The sequence below is a fragment of the Martinezella sp. CNPSo 3964 genome, assembly GCF_057784375.1.
In genome coordinates, this window is sequence record NZ_JBXSOW010000013.1 from 175369 (window position 1) to 193465 (window position 18097).

The following is an 18097-nucleotide window of genomic DNA, read 5'->3' on the forward strand; positions in this document are numbered from 1 at the left end:
AAATCTCAACAGGAGAGTTCAGAGCATGCCGATTTATCTGCAGATCGACGGAATTCAGGGTGATGCAACCCACGAGCAGCACAAGAAGTGGATGGACATCGAAGTCATCCACTGGAATGTTTCGCGTAACATGAAGACGTCAGCCGGCTCGGCTGCGAACCGCGAAGCTTCCGAGCCGACCGTTTCGGAAGTTATCCTGACCAAGGTCAGCGATTCCTCGTCGACGAAGCTGTTCCAGGAGGCATGCTCGGGCCGCACCGGCAAGCAAGCCGTGATCCATCTGGTAACGACCGGCAACCCGGGCGATACCTACATCGAGTACACGCTCACCAACACGCTGATCGCCAGCTACTCGGTCGATTCCAACGGTGACCGCCCGGTCGAAACGATCAAGCTCAACTTCACCAAGATGGAAGTGAAGTACACGCCTTACGACGACTCGCAGACGCCGCAGTCGCCGATGATCGCGTCTTACGACCTGGCAACGACCAAGGCTGCCTAACATTAGCATCGCTTTCCGGCGCGTTGGCATCAGCGCGCCGGAATCGTGTCCGGTGCCAAATCGCCGCGATGGCTGCGATTGTCATGTTCCGGCAAACACCCCTCAGTGGAGGTCGCCATGGTAGATTTTTCCGTTTCGTCGCCGGCGCTGCAGATGGAGCCGGTGAAGCAGACCGATCTTCCGCCCGTCCGGCGTGCTGGCCGTGGCCCATCTTACGATTATTTTTCCTATCAGAGCGGACCGCGTGAATTTGCGGCACGCGGTCAAGCCATGGGCGCCGCGGCATCGCTTTTCCGGATGTTCTCCGAAAAAGCCAACGAAATGTCGCTGACGCATTGGCTCCAGAGATGGCTGCGCAACAATGAAGCGCACATCATTCGCGAAATGGACATCAACCATCATTCGGTGTTCGTTACGCAATTCAATTATTCCGTCAGCGACGGCGAAACACGGGTCTTGATGGCGCGCGGCGCCTATTTGCTTGGCACGGTGCCGAACCGCACCGATATCGGCAAGATCCTGACCCCGCAGGTACTTTACGGCCCAGGCATGCACGAGACGCTGCCGAACGGAACCCTGTTCCAGATGGTCTATCTCGTCGGCGGCCGCAAGCAACAGATTGGCAGCGCCGGCAATATAGGCTCGGCAAGCTCACTGGTAGGATAAGCGCAGATGAACGATCAGCCCTCGGCCAATGATTTCATCCAGGCGACCCGAAATCTTCGGGTCTCATCGCCGCTCGGTACGGACCAGCTCCTGCCAGAACGAGTGATGATAACGGAAGGTGTATCGTCGCTCTTCGACATCAGGCTCTCGGTTCGCGCCAAGCGCGAGGTCATTCAGCCGGAGGAGCTGATCGGTCGTCTGATCGACATCTCACTGGAGGTTCAACAGGCCGAAGATGGGGGCGATGGTGTCCGCCGTCCCTTCAACGGTCTCGTGACGGCACTTCAGGAGGGGCCGCCGATCACGCGTGGCCTGCGCTCCTATTCGATGGTGCTGAAGCCGCAGATGTGGCTTCTGTCCCAGCGTTCCGACTGCCGCATATGGATGGACAAGACCAGCATCGATATCGTCGAGACGCTCTTTTCCGAACACGGGATTCCTGCTCCGGATGTTTCCGGCGTCGTCACACCGCCTCCGCCGCAGCATTACTCCGTGCAATGGAACGAAACGGATCTGGATTATCTGACCCGCCGCTTCGAGGAAGACGGTCTTTTCTACTGGTTTTCGCATGAGGAAGGCAGCCATCGGCTGCATGTTGCCGATGGCGCCAATTCCTGGGCGGGGCCTTCTCCCTCCGCGCAGGGCGAGGGCCGTGTACGCCTTGCCCAAGGCTCGACGGATCGCAACCACATCAACGATTGGATGAAGCATTACGCTTACGTTCCCGGGCAACGCGCCGGCGCCGATTGGAATTTCGAGACGCCGCAGATGGTGCCAAGCACCACGACACCGTCACTGGTGCAGATGCCGGGCGCGATGAAGAGCGAGCTTTACGAATATCCGGCCCGCATTTCATCCGTCGCTGAGGCCGAGCGGGCGCAGAAGCTGCGTATGCAGGCGAGCGAGGCTGACCATAATAGGGTCGTGGGGCGATCATCGTCGCGCGTGCTGGAAGCCGGCCGGCGGTTTACGCCCTATGAAGTGGCACATCCCGAGCATGTCTATGAAGAGCATGTCATCGTTCGGGCCACACATTTTGCGGTCGATCCCTCCTATGAAACCAACATGGATCAGCCGGAATATAGCAACGAATTCGAAGCCGTGCCGTCGCGCGTCGCAATGACGCCGCATCGCAAGACCGAGCGGCCACGCATTCGCGGCACGCAGGTCGCGATCGTCGCCGGCCCTTCCGGAGAGGAAATCCATCCCGATCAGTATGGCCGCATCAAGCTCTGGTATCCCTGGGACCGCCGCGCCAAGAAGGACGGATCGGACACCTGCTGGGTACGCGTCGCCCAGAACTGGGCCGGCGGCACATGGGGCGGTCAGGTCATCCCGCGTATCGGCATGGAAGTCATGGTCGCCTTCATCGACGGCGATCCGGACCGGCCGTTGGTGACCGGCGTGGTGCCGAACCCGAGCAATGGCGTGCCCTACGATCTGCCTGGGAATAAGACCCGCATGGTCATGCGCTCCAATACCCATAAGGGTACCGGCTTCAACGAGATGACCTTCGAGGACGATGCCGGCCGAGAAAACATGTTCTTCCACGCCCAGAAGGACCAGACGACGCGCGTGCGAAACGACCGCACCAAACGCATCGACCGCCACGAAGTCGCTTCCATCGGCGGCAATCGCGCCGTCGAGGTGAGCGGCAACCAGAAGCACGAGATTGGCGGATCGGTGAATACGGTAGTTGGCGGTACGGGGCCGATGGCCATGGCGCTGATGGGGGCGGTGCAGGGATTGTCCGGTCATACAGCGGGATTGCTGGCACAGGCAGGCCAGATTGCCGGTGGCGGCGGCGCAGGTCTCACCGCCTTCGCGGGGACAGTTGCTTCCTCGGCACTGGGTTTCTTGGGGGCTGGTGGTCTTGGCAGCCGGGAAGGCGTTGTTTCAGGGCCTAATCCAAGGGCGGATGCCGGCACGGATCTTGCCGGATCAGGCACGGGAGTGGGGGATGCCGCAGGCGGTTTATTTCCGCTTCCGGGCATCATGAATACCGTCGTCGGTGCCTTCAAATCTGACACGATCGGCATCGCACGAGCCGAGCAGATCGGCATGAGCAAGGTCACGAATGTCGGCCAGACCTCATTGGAGAGCGTCGGAAAATTCAAGAAAATCGCAGTTGGTGAGGAGTTCGTTATCGAATGCGGCGACTCCAAGTTCATCATGAAATCCAATGGTGAGGTCATAATCCTTGGAAAAACATTCAATTTCGTGGCCACCGGTCATTTTCAAATGCGCGGCAAGCCGATTGATTTGAACTGAGGCGCTCCATGGAATTGATTAATCGGCTGCCTTTTCCGGCGATGGCATTCCGTCAATTCGACAAGGACGGGAAGCTCGATTGTGTTGTGGCTGTTCGTGGCACGTTCCGTCATAATCAGGGCCAGCCGCTGGAAATCATGCGGGAGCAGGAAGAGTTCCAGTGGGAGGATGCCTATGATGGCGATCCCCACAAGGGCATCATGCTGCGGCAAACCGATTTGACCCCGGAAAAGCCAGGCACGGATATCACTTTCCTTGGCAATGCCCATGCACCCGGAAGTCAGCCTTCGACGAATTGGATGGTTTCACTCCGTGTCGGCCATCTCGAAAAGAAGCTGCGCGTCTATGGCGAACGCTTCTGGAAGCCGGTTGTTCGCGATGCTTGGGCTGGATTCTCCGCGAAAGAACCGAAGCGGGTGCTTAAGGATTGGAGACTTTCCGAGACGGCGCCCGTGAGCGTTTTGCCGATGACATGGTCGAACGCCTATGGCGGCGAGGTGCCGGGCACAGGTGATCCGGACGCCGATATTCCCGCCGATGTCGAAGTATATAATCCCTTAGGCTGCGGCATCGTCAATCTTGATATGGAGCCGGGCTCCGCTCCTGTGCGAGCGCCGCAGATCACGATCGATAACGACGAGCAACTGGATTGGCGTACCGCCGCTCAGCCGGAAGGGTTCGGCCCGGTATCCCCCTGGTGGCGTTTTCGCCAGAAACATTCCGGAACTTATGACGCGCATTGGCTAAACGAGCGTCATCCATTGCTGCCAGCTGACTTCGATCCTCGTTTCTGGCAATGCGCCCATCCCGACCTGATCGCGACCCCGCATTTTCGGGGAGACGAGAGCTACCACCTCGAGAATCTCCACGCCAATTTGCCTCAAGCGTTTGGCCAATTGCCGGGCTTAACCTTCGGCGTTCATTGCATGCGCGAGGATACGAGCGATTGGCATGTCCTGAAGCTTGATGGCGTTCATTTCGATTGGCGCAGAGACGATCGGGTGTTGTTGACCTGGAGGGTGCGGTTTCCTCTGCCAGACGCGGCCGATGCGAGGCTTACGCTGACGAGAGTAAAACTGACTGTCGAGAACCTGGAAACGGCGACATGAGTGTAGCTGATGATAATCATACAGGCGAGCCCGGCTATCCGACGCCATGGACTACAAACCGTCCACTTGAAGGTCTTCGAGATGTCGATGACGCACGCATCGTGTCACTTTCTCCGGATGTTTGTCTGACACCGGTCGGTTCATCCATCGTTCCTATTCCGTATCCCGTTGTTGATTATTGCGGGCATGATCGTAACTACACCTCTTCCGTCCGATTTACTGGCTACAGAGCCATGGTAATGCGGTCTTGCACGATACACGTGCACGGTGATGCACCTGGAACAAAGAAAGGGGTGAAATCGGGAACCGTCGAAAGCATCTGTGAACCTATTGGGCATGCCTCACAAGTTAAGGCGGAAGGGTCCCATGTTATCAGGCATCTTGATCGCTTCTGGATGAATAATAAAAATACCCAGGGCGAAGCAATCTTCGTAAAAAATACCAAAACTTTTGATCCGCCTAAGGATGATGACCCAATACGCGGTTCGCTGCGGGCTACCACCACTAAAGCAAGCCGTTCTGGGCAAAATGCCGCTCCTCCTGGTGCAGTTCTCGGTTTCGTCGCGCCTGCAGGTGGCGCCGCCTTGCTGGGAGAAGGTGCCGCAGTCGGAACAGCCGCTACTGGGGGCGCGGCGACAACTGCAGCTGGCGGAACTGCTGCGACGGCAACAGGCGTGGGCCTTGGAACTGTATTGCTTGGCATTGGCATCTTTGCAGCGGGCATGCTGATCCCCACCAATAAAAGGAATTTTTCGGATTTTCCTCCGCAAGACGACTACGAAGCCAAGCGCCTTCGAGAAGCGTTACAGCGAATAGACGGCCTGCCGTTTTGGGATAGCGGTGGCGCCATAGTAGAAGAAACGAAAGCCGAGCTTCGTAAGCGTAGGCAGACGCTGGCTACCCTTCAGCCAGTTCCCCTAGCCGACACTGTGCGAGTTAAAGAACGCGACGAATATCGAAAAAAATGCCAAGTAGACCGTTACGGCAAGATGAGGGATATCTGCGGACAATATGGCATGCAAGCACACCATATCGTGCCGGATTGGACGTTACGCTACGGTGCACGAAGCGACGGAGATAAGCGCATTCCAAATATGCCAAGTTTGAATGATGGCATGGCAATTTGCGTAATTGGCAATGCAGCAATGCAGGACACTGAGCATCACGAGGCGCATTTGGGGGATAGCAGCATCGAAAGCCTGGGGAAAGGTTCGTCCCCTCCTGGAACCGCAAAGTTGTCTGATGTTGTGACAATCTCGACCATGGCAATGATTGGTGCGAGACCAGATTGCGCGCAAGAGATAGCCGAAAAGGTTGGTGAGCAATTTGGACCGAAAAATGATAACCAGCTAATTCGCGCTGTTAAGGATATTGGAAAAAATCCGTTGGAGCCTGAAACGATAGGAGCTCTTAAGAGTGGTGCGACATACCCATGGAAGAAGGGCGGACAGTGAAAATGATAAGCTTATCACGTGCTGGAGTTGCATCTGAAGACGTATTATGTGTCGTTGCTGTGTTGGATAGCGCAGAGATTTACCAGCCTGACGCGCGTGCTTATCAGTATCGCCATCGAGCCGATTTTGGCGAGTATTGGTACTACGAAAATTTCCCGCTTAGTGTTCAGGATATCGTCTATTTTGATGATCACAATTCATCTCAGTCTTATTTTGTCCTATTATCAGCGGAAGGCGACGTTTATCATTTCGCATCGCCTGATAGATTCCAGGAGCGGATTGTCGGTGCAGGCACAACGGCGGACGATTCCAAATTCTACGGCAAGATGTTGAAAATCTCCCAGATTGGCGAGCGGCTTTACGCTTGCGGCGCCGGCGGGCAGGTTTACGTGCGTCACGGCCGCGATGACTGGCGAATGCTATCTGACGCGGTGCTGAATGATCCTGAAGCAAAGAAGCGGTTGTTGGAGAGTGGCCCTAGTTTGGGGCAGCCCGGCTGGAAAGAATGGATAATCCAGAAAGCTCTCAATCCAGGTACGCGAGAGGTAGTCTTCTACGATATCAAGGGGCTTTCAGAAGATGCCATCTATGTGTGTGGAACCGAGCGAACAAAGCCTGTCCTTTGCTTCTGGGACGGCAGTGAGCTGCATGAAATCAATATACCGCTGGCTGAAGCTGCGCTGACCGGCATTTATATTGAAAACGCCGAAAGTGTCTGGGTCTGCGGTCGTGAGGGTGTTATTTTGCATGGCAGCCGCAATCGCGGCTTCGCTCCAGTAAACGCCGACACGCGATTGAATCTGTTTCATTCTATCACGCCCTATCGCGGCAAGCTCGTCTTGCCAGCGAGCGTCAGGCCGGGCGGCCTTTACGAGCTTGATCCAAGCAGTGGCGAATTTCACAGATTCCAGCCGCCCCTGCCGCGCCTTATGAGTCGCGACGATCCTGAATCCATTGATGATGGGCCGTTCTTTGCGCAATCTGTCGGAGATGTTTTATGGGTGGTGGCTTCAAAGGACATTTTTCGATTTGACGGTCAGGCGTGGGAGCGGATCAAGCATCCGGACATTTAGTTATTGCTTCGATAAGTCTGGAAGTCACAAGGACGAGAACTCGTTAACCAACACCAAATAGACATTGGCGAGAGCGATTTAGCGGGGTCATATGTCAGCCGACGAATTTCTTGCAGCGCGAGGTAAGCCACGAGAGACAATGCAGGTTTCGGAGGCGGAAGCTGCGAAAGCCCATGGTAGAGTTCCTGCAGATTTGATAGCCTTTTGGGTGGAACACGGTGTGGGATATTACTCAGATCGTAACTACCATCTGTGCATGCCGTTCATCTTCGATGACTATCTCTCAGACATATTGGACAATGCGCCAAACCTGCGAAGCGAGGATTTTGCTGCCATTGGATATTCAAGCTTGGGAGCAATCGATCTGTGGCATAGGAAGGGACGTCATTTTACCCTTTCATTGGATGTTACTCTTCTGATGGATTTGACAAGCCGCAGGGAAACCGATCCTCCACCGCATGATTTGCACGAGCTATACAGTCTTGCAGGAATTGAGATGCCAGAGAATGCGGTAGAACTATTCCTGGTAGTGCGAAAGGCACCGGAGGATATATGGAATATTCTGATGAGCGCAACTTCGTCCGACACCTACAAATTTATTGAGGACGAAAATGGGCGTCAGCTCTTGCCGCAACTGCGCAAGATTCATGGTTCCTTGTCGGAAACGGAAATTTATCTTCGCGAGCATCCCGAGCTTGCCAATCTGGCCACCTCGTACCGGCGAGTGAATTTGGCCGAGCCGCTTGGCCGGCGTCCGAGCTCGGTGCATTATTCTTTTGCTGTCGAGATTGATGGACGCCAGGATATCGTCGACGAGGTCATTCCAGTTGTCGCGCCGAGCCAATAGGCGCGGATGTAGACGCCGGATGTGACGAAGTGGCGTTTTCTATGAATATCCGGCCGGCATTTCCTTAACAAAGGAAGCCTGCGTGCCAGGCTCAATTTAAGAGTTATGCTTAATCACCCCCACTCACCTCTCCACAAACGTATCCTGCATTGCCCGCAGAATAATCACCGCCGATGCCGCTCCCGGGTCGATATGCCCAAGCGACCTTTCCCCCAGCCGCGCCGCGCGGCCGCGGGCGGCGACCATGGAGCTTGTGGAATTCGCTCCGGCTTCGGCGGCGTCGACGATGGAATTCCACATGGCGATAACATCGCGTGAGCGTGCCTGTGCCTCGATGGCGGCTTCGGCGGCGGGGATCCAGGCGTCGAGCATGGTCTTGTCGCCGCGCTGGCCCTTGCCGCGTTGCTGGATGCCGGCGCGCATCTCATCGATGATCATGGCCTGGCAGGCTGGGGAAAGGGATTCATCCGTCTTCAATGCTTGCGAGGCGCGGCGGAAGGCTGTGGCATAGAGCGGGCCGGTCGATGCGCCGACGGCATCCAGAAAAGCGGAGGCTGCGACGGAAAAGATCTCTGAGGGTAGTGTCTGCGCAAGATCGAGTTTTGCCAATTCGGCATTCACCGCCATGAAGCCGAGGGACATGGTGATGCCGTGATCGGCGTCGCCGATTGCGCCATCCAGCTCGGAGAGCCGGTCCTTTTCGGCGTTGATCGCGATCGATATGCGCTGAAACATCGTGCCCAGGCATCGCGCCGCTTTTTCCGACATCGTCTTCCTCCCGGTCCCGGCCATTTCTATTGTTGCCGGGCGCATTCTTATAGGTTCATCCGACCTTCAAGGCGAAGGTGTCGCATGGATGGTGCAGCATTTCGGTCAGTTCCTGATCGAGATGCAGGATGGATATGGAGGCGCCGACCATGTCGAGCGATGTGCAATAGTGCCCCACCCAGTTCGCCTCGATCTTGATGTCCTTGGCGCTCAGCCGCTGCTCGACGCGGCGGAACAGGATATAGAGCTCCATCAGTGGCGTCGCGCCGAACGAGTTGATCAGCACCGCCACCCGGTCTCCTGCAACAGGCTTCATCTCCGAAAAAATCCGGTCCATCACGCGGTCGGTGATCTCATCGGCGCTCATCATCTTTTCGCGGGTGACGCCGCGTTCGCCGTGAATGCCCATGCCGAATTCGATGTCGTCAGGCCCGATCTCAAAATTGTGTCGCCGCGTCTGCGGCAGCGAGCATGGCTCCAGCGCAACGCCCATCGTAAAGGTGCGGTCATTGGCCTTGCGCGTTATCGCCTCGCAGGCGTCGAGCGACAGACCCTTGTCGCAGGCAGCGCCCGCAATCTTGAAGATGAAGAAGTTGCCGGCAACACCACGCCGTCCGTCCCGATCCTCGATCGGTGACGATGAAATATCATCCGTAGTCAGCACTGTGCGGACATCGATCTGCTGTTCCTGCGCCATTTCCGCAGCCATTTCGAAGTTCATGACGTCGCCGGCATAATTGCCATAGACAAAAAGCACCCCTTCGCCGCGGGAAGAGGCCTTGGCGCATTCTAGGATCGGCGTCGGTGGCGGCGAGGAAAAGATGTTGCCAATGGCGACGGCATCGGCAAGGCCCTTGCCGACATAGCCGAGGAAGCAGGGTTCGTGACCTGTGCCGCCGCCGATCACCAGCCCAACCTTGCCGACTCGCGGACCATTTCGCGCCACCAGCGCCCGGTTCGATCCCTTGATCGGCACGATATGCGAGGCATGCGCCTTGACGATACCCTCAAGCATTTCGTCGACGACATCGTCCGGGTCGTTGAGGAACTTCTTGATGTGCGTTCGGTAGCTGCTGGGCAGGGCAACGCTGTTGTCCGTTCGCGGGCGCTGCTGGGCTTTCTGGTCGAATTCGGTGACACCGTCTGCATTGAGGATGCCTCGACCCGTGGCAGCATCGGTAATCAGGACGTTGATGTACCCGCCGCGCAAGGCGGCAAGGATTGCCGGCACCTTGTCGAAGCCGCCGGCAACGGCGATCCGCAGGCCGATGGATTTCAGCATGTCGAGGGATATGCCGATGGTGCGATCGTCAAGCGGCCCGGCAACCGGCTGGCCTTTCGCATCGATGAAGCGCCCGGCGAGAACGCCGACGGCATTCTTCGCGAGATAGTCCTGCAGCGAGACGGACTCGAAGAAGCCGCTGCTATGAATCGTGGAATTCGGCCGCAGAGACGCTACGCCGAAAATTGCCTTGTTGGCTTTGGAGAGTGTGGCAAACTGATCCTCGACCAGCGGCTCTCGCAGCAGAATGTCGCGAACTTCCGGGGCCGAGACGATGGCGGGCGCCGTGATGTTGATGAGCTTGCCATCGGTTGCGTTAGCGAAGGCGGCCGCGCAAAGTTCCGGCGTATAGGCGAAGCGCGCACGCGTGCCGCCGGTCGCCTGGACGATGGTGACGTCCTGCAGGTTCGGCACATTGGCCTGTTCGGCAACGGCAAGAACGGTTCGGCCCCAGGCGACGGCAAGCGTGTCGCCGGATTTCAGGAGCCTGGCAATCGCCTGCGCACCGGCGGTTCCGAGGCGGTCGATCAGCGGCCGGGAGCCGTCATCGCTGGGCACGACGAGACAGTCATGCAGGCCGAAATGGCGCTTGAGCTCCTGGGCGATGGAGAGCGAACTCAGGCGGGACGGTTCGAGGGAGATATTGACGATGCCGCGGCTGCGGGCATCGGCGAGATAGCTGTTCACGGTCGCTCGCGAAATGCCCATGATCTCGGCGATATCGCCCTGGGTCTTGCCATCTTCATAATAGAGCCAGCAGGCCCAGACATAGGGGTCGTCGCCATAGCGCAGCGGCATGCTGTCGGACGCATCAGGCACGCCCGCTTTGCTTGCACTATGTTTACCGACCGAAGATGCCTTGCCTGTCATGACGATTCACTGTTCCCATTTTCCGCCAGAAGATGGAAGCATTGGCGCAGGTTTGCAAATGCTTCTTCTTCGAAGGGAGCGGCGCGCGACCCCGTGGTGGAGCACGAGATCGCGCAGCCTTGGGAGAGCCTTGTTACTGCAGGCGCGCGCGCGCACCCTCGGAAAGCTCGTTCAGGATGATTGCGCAAGAGGTCGCGCCTGCATCCAGCACGCCAAGCGAACGCTCGCCCAGCCTGCTCGCGCGGCCGATCCTGGCCACGAGGTTGAGCGTCGAGTCGCGACCGGCCTCGGCGGCTGCGATCAATGCTTCGAGTGCATCGGCGAAAGATTTGCCGGCTGCATTGGCGGCATCGAACGCTTCGATCGCCGGAACCAGCGTGTCGAGCAGCGTCTTGTCGCCGACCTTGGCGGAGCCGATAGACTGGATGCCTTCGAGCCCGGCATGCAGCGCCTTGCTATAGGCGGCACTGTCGATCGCTTCGATGCCGTCGAGCTTTTCTGCAATCTCGGTGAACATGATGCCGTAGAGCGGCCCCATGGAGCCACCGATCTCGGTCATCAGCACCGTGCCCAGCGTGTCGAGCGAGGCTGACAGCGACTGGTTCTTGCCCTTCAGGCGCTCGGCGGCCATGCCGAAGCCCTTGGCCATGTTGACGCCGTGGTCGCCATCGCCGATCTTACCGTCGATCTCGCTGAGATAGGCACGGTTCTCGACGATACGGTCGGCCATCGCCAAGACGATATCGCCAGCCATTGCGTTGTTGAATGTCTGCATGCGTGCGTTCCCCTCAGAGTAGCGTCGTGCACTCGACCTCGACGTCGAGAAGCTCTTTCAGCTCGTCGTCGAGCGCCATCACGGTCAGCGTGGCGCCGACCATTTCGAGCGACGTGAAGTAGTTGCCGATATAGGTCTTGTGGATCTTCAGACCCCGTTCCGAGATCTTCGCCTCAATCGTATCGTTGAGGATGTAGAGCTCGTTGACCGGTGTTGCGCCGAGGCCCGATACGAGGACGGCTACTTCCGTTCCGGCTGCCAGATTATGATCGTCGAGCACGATCTGGCACATGTCTTCGGCAATTTCGGCCGCCGTCTTCAGCGGCTCGACGCGAACGCCGGGTTCGCCATGATGGCCGATGCCCACTTCCATCGTGCCTGGCTCGATCTGGAAATTCGGATGACCGACGGCGGGCAGAGTACAGGGACCAAGACCGATGCCGACGGAGCGGCAACTGTCGATCGCCTTCTGCGCGGCCACACGGACTTCCTCGAGGTTTGCACCCTTGGAAGCCTTGGCGCCGCCAACCTTCCACATGAAGATTTCACCGGCGACGCCGCGGCGCTTTTCGCGCTCCTCCGGCGGTGCGGAGCAGACATCGTCGTTGGCGACCACGGTCGCGACTTCAATCCCGTCCTTGGCGGCCAGCTTCATTGCCATCTTCACGTTCATGTTGTCGCCGGCATAGTTGCCGTAAAGGCAGATGACGCCACGGCCGCCGTTGGCTTCGCGGATAGCATCGTGGAAGCTCTTGGCCGTTGGAGACGAAAAGAGCTCGCCGACCGCGACCGCATCCAGCATGTTCTTGCCGGTATAGCCGATGAAGGCTGGCTCATGGCCCGAACCGCCGCCGGTGATCACGCCGACCTTGCCGGTATGCGGGGCATCCTTGGCGACGACGACGCGCGGATTTTCTGCCAGACGGACGATATCCGAATGCGCCTTGATGAAGCCTTTTACAGTATCTTCAACGACTTCATCGGGATTGTTGATGAACCGCTGCATGGTCTCTCCTGTCGAATTGTCGAGCGTTTGCGCTCAAAGAATGGTGTAGCCGCCGTCGATCAGCAGATCGGCGCCGTTGATCATCTCCGCGCCGGACGAGGAGAGGAAAACAGCCGCTGCTGCGATCTCTTGCGGGAAGGCAAAGCGGCCGGTGGGAATGCGCTTCTTGGCGGCCTCGCCCTTTTCGCCGGCCCAGGCCTTCCTGCCGAGTTCGGTCAGCACGATCGTCGGCGAGATGGTGTTGACGTTGATGCCGTGCTTGCCCCATTCGGCGGCAAAGGTCTTGGACATGCCGATCACGCCGAACTTGGAGGCGCAGTAGGCAACATGCTCCTCGATGGCGACCGTGCCGGCCTGCGAGGCGAGGTTGACGATCTTGCCGCCCTTGCCGGCAGCAATCATGGCGCGGCCGACGGCCTGCGTGACCAGGAACGTGCCCTTGAGGTTGATGTTGATCGTCTTGTCCCAATAGTCGAGCGGCAGATCCTCGGCAGGGGCAAGGAAGACGACACCGGCGCTGTTTACGGCGATATCGATGCCGCCGAATTGTGCGACGACGTCGCTGACAGCCTTGTTGACCGAAGCCGGATCGGACACGTCACAGACGAATGCCTCAGCGCCACCGCCGATTTCGGATGCCTTGGCTTTCGCCATGTCGACATTGATATCGAGGACGGCGACCTTTGCACCCTTGGAAGCGAATGCTGCCGCGATTGCAGCGCCGATGCCGGAGCCGCCGCCCGTAACAAGCGCCGTCTTGCCGGAGAGCGGGAAGTTCAAATCAATGTCTGGGGATGTCTCGGTCATCTTCTTCAAGCCTCTGTCTTGGGGGTGAGACGGGGCGAAGTTCGCCCCGTCGCATTGATCTTACTTGCGGGTTTCGAGCAGCTTGTCGACGTTTTCTGCCGTTACCGGGGTCCACGGAACATTATAGTTCTTCTCCTTGCCGTCGTTGAACGGCATGGCCGGATACTGTTCCCAGATCTTGGATTCCGGCTTGTAGCTGCCCTTCTTGGCGGCAAAGATTGCGAGGTCGAGGGCGCCCTGGGCCTGCGCGCTGGCGTCCTGCAGGATGGAGGTCATCGTGCCGTCCTTTACGGCATGAAGGGCATCGGTGATGCCGTCGATACCGGCAATGGCGAAATCCTTGACGTTGAGCTTGGCAGCCTTGATCGCTTCGATGGCGCCGAGCGCCATCTCGTCGTTCTGGCCGATAACACCGTTAATCTGACCCGGGTGCGAGGTCAGCCAGTTTTCCATCAGGGTCTGGGCTTCGGCGCGCGACCAGTTTGCGGTCTGGTCTTCCAGCACCTTCACATTCGGGCACTCGGCAAGCGCCTTCTTGTTGCCTTCGAGGCGTGAAATCTGCGCCGACTGGCCGATCGGGCCTTCGAGGATCACGACATTGCCCTTGCAGCCGATCTTGTCGAGCACGGTCTTGGCTTCCATGTAGCCGGAGATCGTATCGTCGGAGCCGACATAGGAGGTCAGGAGATCGGAGTTGACGCGCGTGTTCGAGCCGACGACCGGGATGCCGGCATCGTGAGCGGCCTGAACGGCGGTTGCCGCAGCTTCGATATCGATCGGCACGAAGATGATCGCGTCGAACTTCTGCGTGATCATCGTGTTGACCTGCTCCTGCTGCACGAGCGCGTCGTAGCGGCCGTCGAAGATGGTCAGATCGACGTCGCCGTTCTTGACGGCGGGATGTTCCTTCAGTGCTGCCGACCAGATCTGCATGAACTCGGCATTGAGGCCGTAAGGCGCCGCGCCGATCTTCAGTTTCTTGTCCTGGGCGAGGGCAGGCGATGCCAGAATTGCGGTCGCTGCAGCAAGAGCAATCAATAATTTCTTCATTATAAGTCTCCTCCGTTGAAAGTCCGGCCGTCGCCTCGACGCGCCGTTTGGTTTTCCGAGTGCGAACACTGGAATTTCTTTGGGCTCAGCCGCCCAGGTTTCTCTTTTGGTCGAGCATGACGGCGCCGACGATGAGTGCGCCCTTGAGGACCTGCTGGTAGTAGGATTGGATCCCCATGAGATCGAGGCCGTTGTTCATGACGCCGATGATCAATGCGCCGATCAGCGTGCCGGTGATGCGGCCGACACCGCCGGAAAGGCTGGTGCCGCCGATGACGACAGCCGCGATTGCGTCGAGCTCATAGGCAATGCCGGCCTGTGGCAGGGCGGAGCCGGTGCGAGCGGCAAGGATCATGCCTGCCAGCCCGGAAAGACCGCCGGAAATCACGTAAACGAGGAAGCGCAGCTTGCTGACATTGATGCCCGAAGTAATGGCCGCATGCGGGTTACCGCCGACGGCATAGATATAGCGGCCGAAGCGAGTACGGTTCAAAACCCACCATGCGACGATGAAGACGATGGCAAGCAGGATGACCGGCATCGGGATGGACAAGACGCTGCCGGTGCCGATCCAACGGAAATCCGGGGTCAGCGCCGGAACCGGCTTGCCGCCGCCATAGATCAGCGTCAGGCCGCGGGCGGCAGACAGCATGCCAAGCGTTGCGACGAAAGCTGGGACGGCGAAACGCGAGACAATGAGGCCGACGACGGCACCGCAGGCGATGCCGACGAGCAGGCCGACTGCGAGCGCGACATAGGGCGGATAGGGCGCACCAACAATGCCGGCAGTTGCCGAAGTGGTAGCAAAGCTTGCGCTAACGATGCCTGTCAGTGCGACCACGGAGCCGACGGAGAGATCGATGCCGCGCGTGAGGATGACGAATGTCATGCCGATCGCGAGCACGCCGTTGATCGAGGTCTGCAGCAAGACGTTGGAAATATTGCCTGCCGTCAGGAAATACTCATTCGAGAACGAGAGGACGATAGCGAGCAACAGGAAGGCGAGAAAGATCCCGTATTCCTGAATAATCAACCTGCGCCGGTCCGAGCCGAACCACGAGTTGGATTGATTGTTGTCAGTGGCGGACATTGCAAATACCTCTTGTTGCCGGGCGCTTCATTCTTGTCTTCGTGCGCTGTCGCATTCAGGTCGACAGATGCACGAGCGATTGCGCGTCGGCCTCCTCCCTCTTGAGAATTCCGGCGGACCGTCCCTGCCGCATCACCAGGATGCGGTCGGACATGCCAAGAACCTCGTCTATTTCGGATGAGATCATGATCACGGTACCGCCTTCGGCGGCGAAGTCGCAGATGATGCGATAGATTTCGCGCTTGGCGCCGACATCGACGCCGCGCGTCGGTTCGTCGAGCAGCAGCACTTTCGGTTTGCGCAGGAACCACTTGCCAAGCACGACTTTCTGCTGGTTACCGCCGGAAAGGCCGGAGACCGGCATGCTGTCGCGCGCCGCCTTGATGCCGAAGCGCTGGATCATGTCCTGGCTGGCGCCGGCCTCAGCCCGACGATCCATCGAGAAGCGCGGGCTCATTTCAGGCAGGCTCGCAAGGCAGATGTTGTTGCGCACGCTGTCGATCAGATTGAGGCCGGTCAGCTTGCGATCCTCCGTAACGAAGGCGATGCCGTGCTGCATGGCTTCGGCCGGCTTGCGTACGGTAATGGGCGCTCCCGCAAGCTTGATCTGGCCGCTGCTGACGGCATCGACGCCGAAGATGCAGTTGAAGATCTCGGTCCGGCCGGATCCCATCAGGCCGTAAATGCCGAAAATCTCGCCCTTGTGAGCGGTGAACGAGATGTCGTTGACTTTGCCCTCTGCGCTAAGGCCGGAGACTTCCAGCCCCGGCGTTGCCGTCGGCACGTTCGTCTTGATGTATTCCTCGCCAAGCTCGCGGCCAACGATCATGCGGATGAGGCCGGGCCGATCGATATCGGCAAGCGCGCCGCTGCCGACATAGGACCCGTCGCGGAAGGCGGTGTAGGAATCTGCGATCTGGAAGATCTCGGACAGGCGGTGCGAGACGTAGACAACGCCTTTGCCCTCGCCCTTCAGGCGTTCGATGGTTGCAAAGAGCTGCTGCGCTTCCTTCTCGCCGATGGCCGAGGTGGGCTCATCCATGAAGATCACTTCGGCATCGTGGCTAAGTGCCTTGGCGATCTCGACCAGCTGAACCTGGGCGACCGAAAGGTTCATCATGAATTGCGTGGCGCGAATGTTGAATTGCAGCCGGTCGAGCAACGCCTGCGCGTTGCGGTTCATCGTCTTGAAGTCGATGCCGCCGAAACGCGCCGATGGCTCGCGGCCGAGATAGATGTTCTCCGCAACGGTCATGTGTGGGATGGGGCTGAGTTCCTGCTCGATGATGGCGATGCCGGCCGCAAGCGCTTCGGCAGGGCTTGCATAATCCACGTCCTTGCCGCGGCGGCGAATGGAGCCGGCATCGCGCTTGTGAATGCCCATCAGGATCTTGAGGAAAGTCGACTTGCCGGCGCCGTTGCCGCCGCACAGAGCATGGACGGAGCCGGACCGCAGCTGAAAGCGCCCGTCACGCAATGCAGCGACACCGCCAAAGGACTTCTTCAGCCCTTCTACTTCAAGCAGGAATTCCACTTTCTCCTCCGCACTCCGGATGCTGGAACAGCTCCCGACGACATCGTCGATCATCGCTCAGCGCCGATATTGACAATATTCGAAGTGCTTTCGACAAATGTCAATATGATTGTGTGGAATTCGTGTGATCGCGATATTGCACGTCATCATAATCGATGAGAATCTGCTTCGGGATATGTATTTAAATATATGATAATACTATATATTTATAGAATGTATGTTCCGTACGGTTGCAGAGAATGCGTTGGTCTGAAAATGCCGTTTTGACAGTGCGCGATGTGCGTGGCATCGATGGAATGCAGCGATTGCGCAGAAAAAAGTCAGTTGTGGTCGCGAAGAATCCGCTTAATCCTAAGATGTAGTGAGATTTCAGGCAGTGCCGCTGGCGACGGAGCGAGACACGGATGCGTCCATCGAAAATCACTGTTCTGTCCTGCAGCATGGACCCGGAAAGCCGGAGCCGCCGGATGGCTCGTAAGGCAGAAAGCTTATTGGGGGAGAGGGGCGCCGAGGTCGAGTTTATCGATCTTCAGGATATCGAGATGCCTGTATTCGACAACTCGAGCTGCTATGAGCACCCTTCCTACGATAGGCTATGTCGTGCAATTCGCGATGCGGATGGCGTGCTGCTTGCCGTGCCCATTTACAATTGGTCAGTGGGTAGCGCTGCCAAGAGCCTGATCGAGCTCACCGGCGCGACAGGTGCCGGCGGACGAAAATCAGCCTGGTTCGACCAGATCGTCACCTTCGTATGTTCCGGCGGGCTCCCGCATAGCTATATGGCATATGGAAGCCTCGCCATGTCGCTGATGCTCGATTTCAAATGCGTGATCAATCCTTATGTCGTTTATGCCACGGAGAGGGATTGGATCGATGACGCCGTCCTGTCCGACACTCTTGCGGCAAGGCTGTGCAAAACGATCGAGGTCAAGCTGGAGCTGTCGTCGAGCTTGAGATCCAGAGCATATACCTCCGACTGGGAAATCTAATCGT

At 58.2% G+C, this 18097-nt stretch carries 16 protein-coding genes; 8 read left to right on the forward strand and 8 right to left on the reverse strand.

Annotated elements, in window-relative coordinates; genetic code table 11:
- Window positions 1-25 precede the first annotated feature (25 nt).
- The 7 genes from AC13Q5_RS30110 to AC13Q5_RS30140 all read left to right on the forward strand — a co-directional run bounded on the left by AC13Q5_RS30110 (window position 26) and on the right by AC13Q5_RS30140 (window position 7922).
- The gene (locus tag AC13Q5_RS30110) at window positions 26-502 is read left to right on the forward strand and encodes an Hcp family type VI secretion system effector (protein ID WP_069613675.1); all 477 of its coding nucleotides are present in this window, start codon (window positions 26-28) and stop codon (window positions 500-502) included.
- A 117-nt stretch (window positions 503-619) separates the two neighbouring features.
- Complete coding sequence (locus AC13Q5_RS30115; RefSeq protein WP_488504175.1) at window positions 620-1168, forward strand: hypothetical protein; 549 nt, start codon at window positions 620-622, stop codon at window positions 1166-1168.
- A gap of 6 nt (window positions 1169-1174) precedes the next feature.
- A complete protein-coding gene (gene tssI / locus AC13Q5_RS30120; RefSeq protein ID WP_488504176.1) occupies window positions 1175-3439 on the forward strand; it encodes a type VI secretion system tip protein TssI/VgrG in 2265 nt (754 codons plus the stop codon).
- Window positions 3440-3447: 8 nt separating this feature from the next.
- On the forward strand, window positions 3448-4548 hold the full coding sequence (locus AC13Q5_RS30125) for a DUF2169 family type VI secretion system accessory protein (protein WP_075855897.1): 1101 nt from the start codon (window positions 3448-3450) through the stop codon (window positions 4546-4548).
- Window positions 4545-6002 (forward strand): DUF4150 domain-containing protein, encoded by a 1458-nt coding sequence (locus tag AC13Q5_RS30130; RefSeq protein ID WP_488504177.1) that lies wholly within the window; start codon window positions 4545-4547, stop codon window positions 6000-6002. The genes AC13Q5_RS30125 and AC13Q5_RS30130 overlap by 4 nt, the downstream gene beginning before the upstream one ends.
- Complete coding sequence (locus AC13Q5_RS30135; RefSeq protein ID WP_143525542.1) at window positions 5981-7075, forward strand: hypothetical protein; 1095 nt, start codon at window positions 5981-5983, stop codon at window positions 7073-7075. Before AC13Q5_RS30130 ends, AC13Q5_RS30135 begins: the two co-directional genes overlap by 22 nt.
- Window positions 7076-7166: 91 nt before the next feature.
- Complete coding sequence (locus AC13Q5_RS30140) at window positions 7167-7922, forward strand: GAD-like domain-containing protein (protein ID WP_075855902.1); 756 nt, start codon at window positions 7167-7169, stop codon at window positions 7920-7922.
- Window positions 7923-8045: 123 nt separating this feature from the next.
- Here AC13Q5_RS30140 and dhaL (AC13Q5_RS30145) read toward each other — a convergent pair whose 3' ends face one another.
- The 8 genes from dhaL (AC13Q5_RS30145) to AC13Q5_RS30180 all read right to left on the reverse strand — a co-directional run bounded on the left by dhaL (AC13Q5_RS30145) (window position 8046) and on the right by AC13Q5_RS30180 (window position 17104).
- A complete protein-coding gene (dhaL, locus tag AC13Q5_RS30145) occupies window positions 8046-8690 on the reverse strand; it encodes a dihydroxyacetone kinase subunit DhaL (RefSeq protein WP_075855903.1) in 645 nt (214 codons plus the stop codon).
- A 55-nt stretch (window positions 8691-8745) separates the two neighbouring features.
- On the reverse strand, window positions 8746-10842 hold the full coding sequence (locus tag AC13Q5_RS30150) for a bifunctional sugar-binding transcriptional regulator/dihydroxyacetone kinase subunit DhaK (protein WP_488504178.1): 2097 nt from the start codon (window positions 10840-10842) through the stop codon (window positions 8746-8748).
- Window positions 10843-10975: 133 nt separating this feature from the next.
- On the reverse strand, window positions 10976-11617 hold the full coding sequence (gene dhaL / locus AC13Q5_RS30155) for a dihydroxyacetone kinase subunit DhaL (RefSeq protein WP_488504179.1): 642 nt from the start codon (window positions 11615-11617) through the stop codon (window positions 10976-10978).
- Between the two features lie 13 nt (window positions 11618-11630).
- Window positions 11631-12623 (reverse strand): dihydroxyacetone kinase subunit DhaK, encoded by a 993-nt coding sequence (locus AC13Q5_RS30160; RefSeq protein ID WP_488504180.1) that lies wholly within the window; start codon window positions 12621-12623, stop codon window positions 11631-11633.
- 33 nt (window positions 12624-12656) lie between these two features.
- Window positions 12657-13430, reverse strand: coding sequence for an SDR family oxidoreductase (locus AC13Q5_RS30165; RefSeq protein WP_488504181.1), 774 nt, complete (start codon window positions 13428-13430; stop codon window positions 12657-12659).
- A 60-nt stretch (window positions 13431-13490) separates the two neighbouring features.
- Window positions 13491-14480 (reverse strand): substrate-binding domain-containing protein, encoded by a 990-nt coding sequence (locus tag AC13Q5_RS30170; protein ID WP_488504182.1) that lies wholly within the window; start codon window positions 14478-14480, stop codon window positions 13491-13493.
- Between the two features lie 85 nt (window positions 14481-14565).
- Window positions 14566-15570, reverse strand: coding sequence for an ABC transporter permease (locus AC13Q5_RS30175; protein ID WP_075855910.1), 1005 nt, complete (start codon window positions 15568-15570; stop codon window positions 14566-14568).
- 55 nt (window positions 15571-15625) lie between these two features.
- Entirely contained in the window at window positions 15626-17104 is a 1479-nt protein-coding gene (locus AC13Q5_RS30180) for a sugar ABC transporter ATP-binding protein (RefSeq protein WP_488504183.1), read from the reverse strand.
- A gap of 404 nt (window positions 17105-17508) precedes the next feature.
- Here AC13Q5_RS30180 and AC13Q5_RS30185 point away from each other — a divergent pair, with 404 nt between their 5' ends.
- A complete protein-coding gene (locus AC13Q5_RS30185) occupies window positions 17509-18093 on the forward strand; it encodes an NADPH-dependent FMN reductase (protein WP_488504184.1) in 585 nt (194 codons plus the stop codon).
- Window positions 18094-18097: the final 4 nt, after the last annotated feature.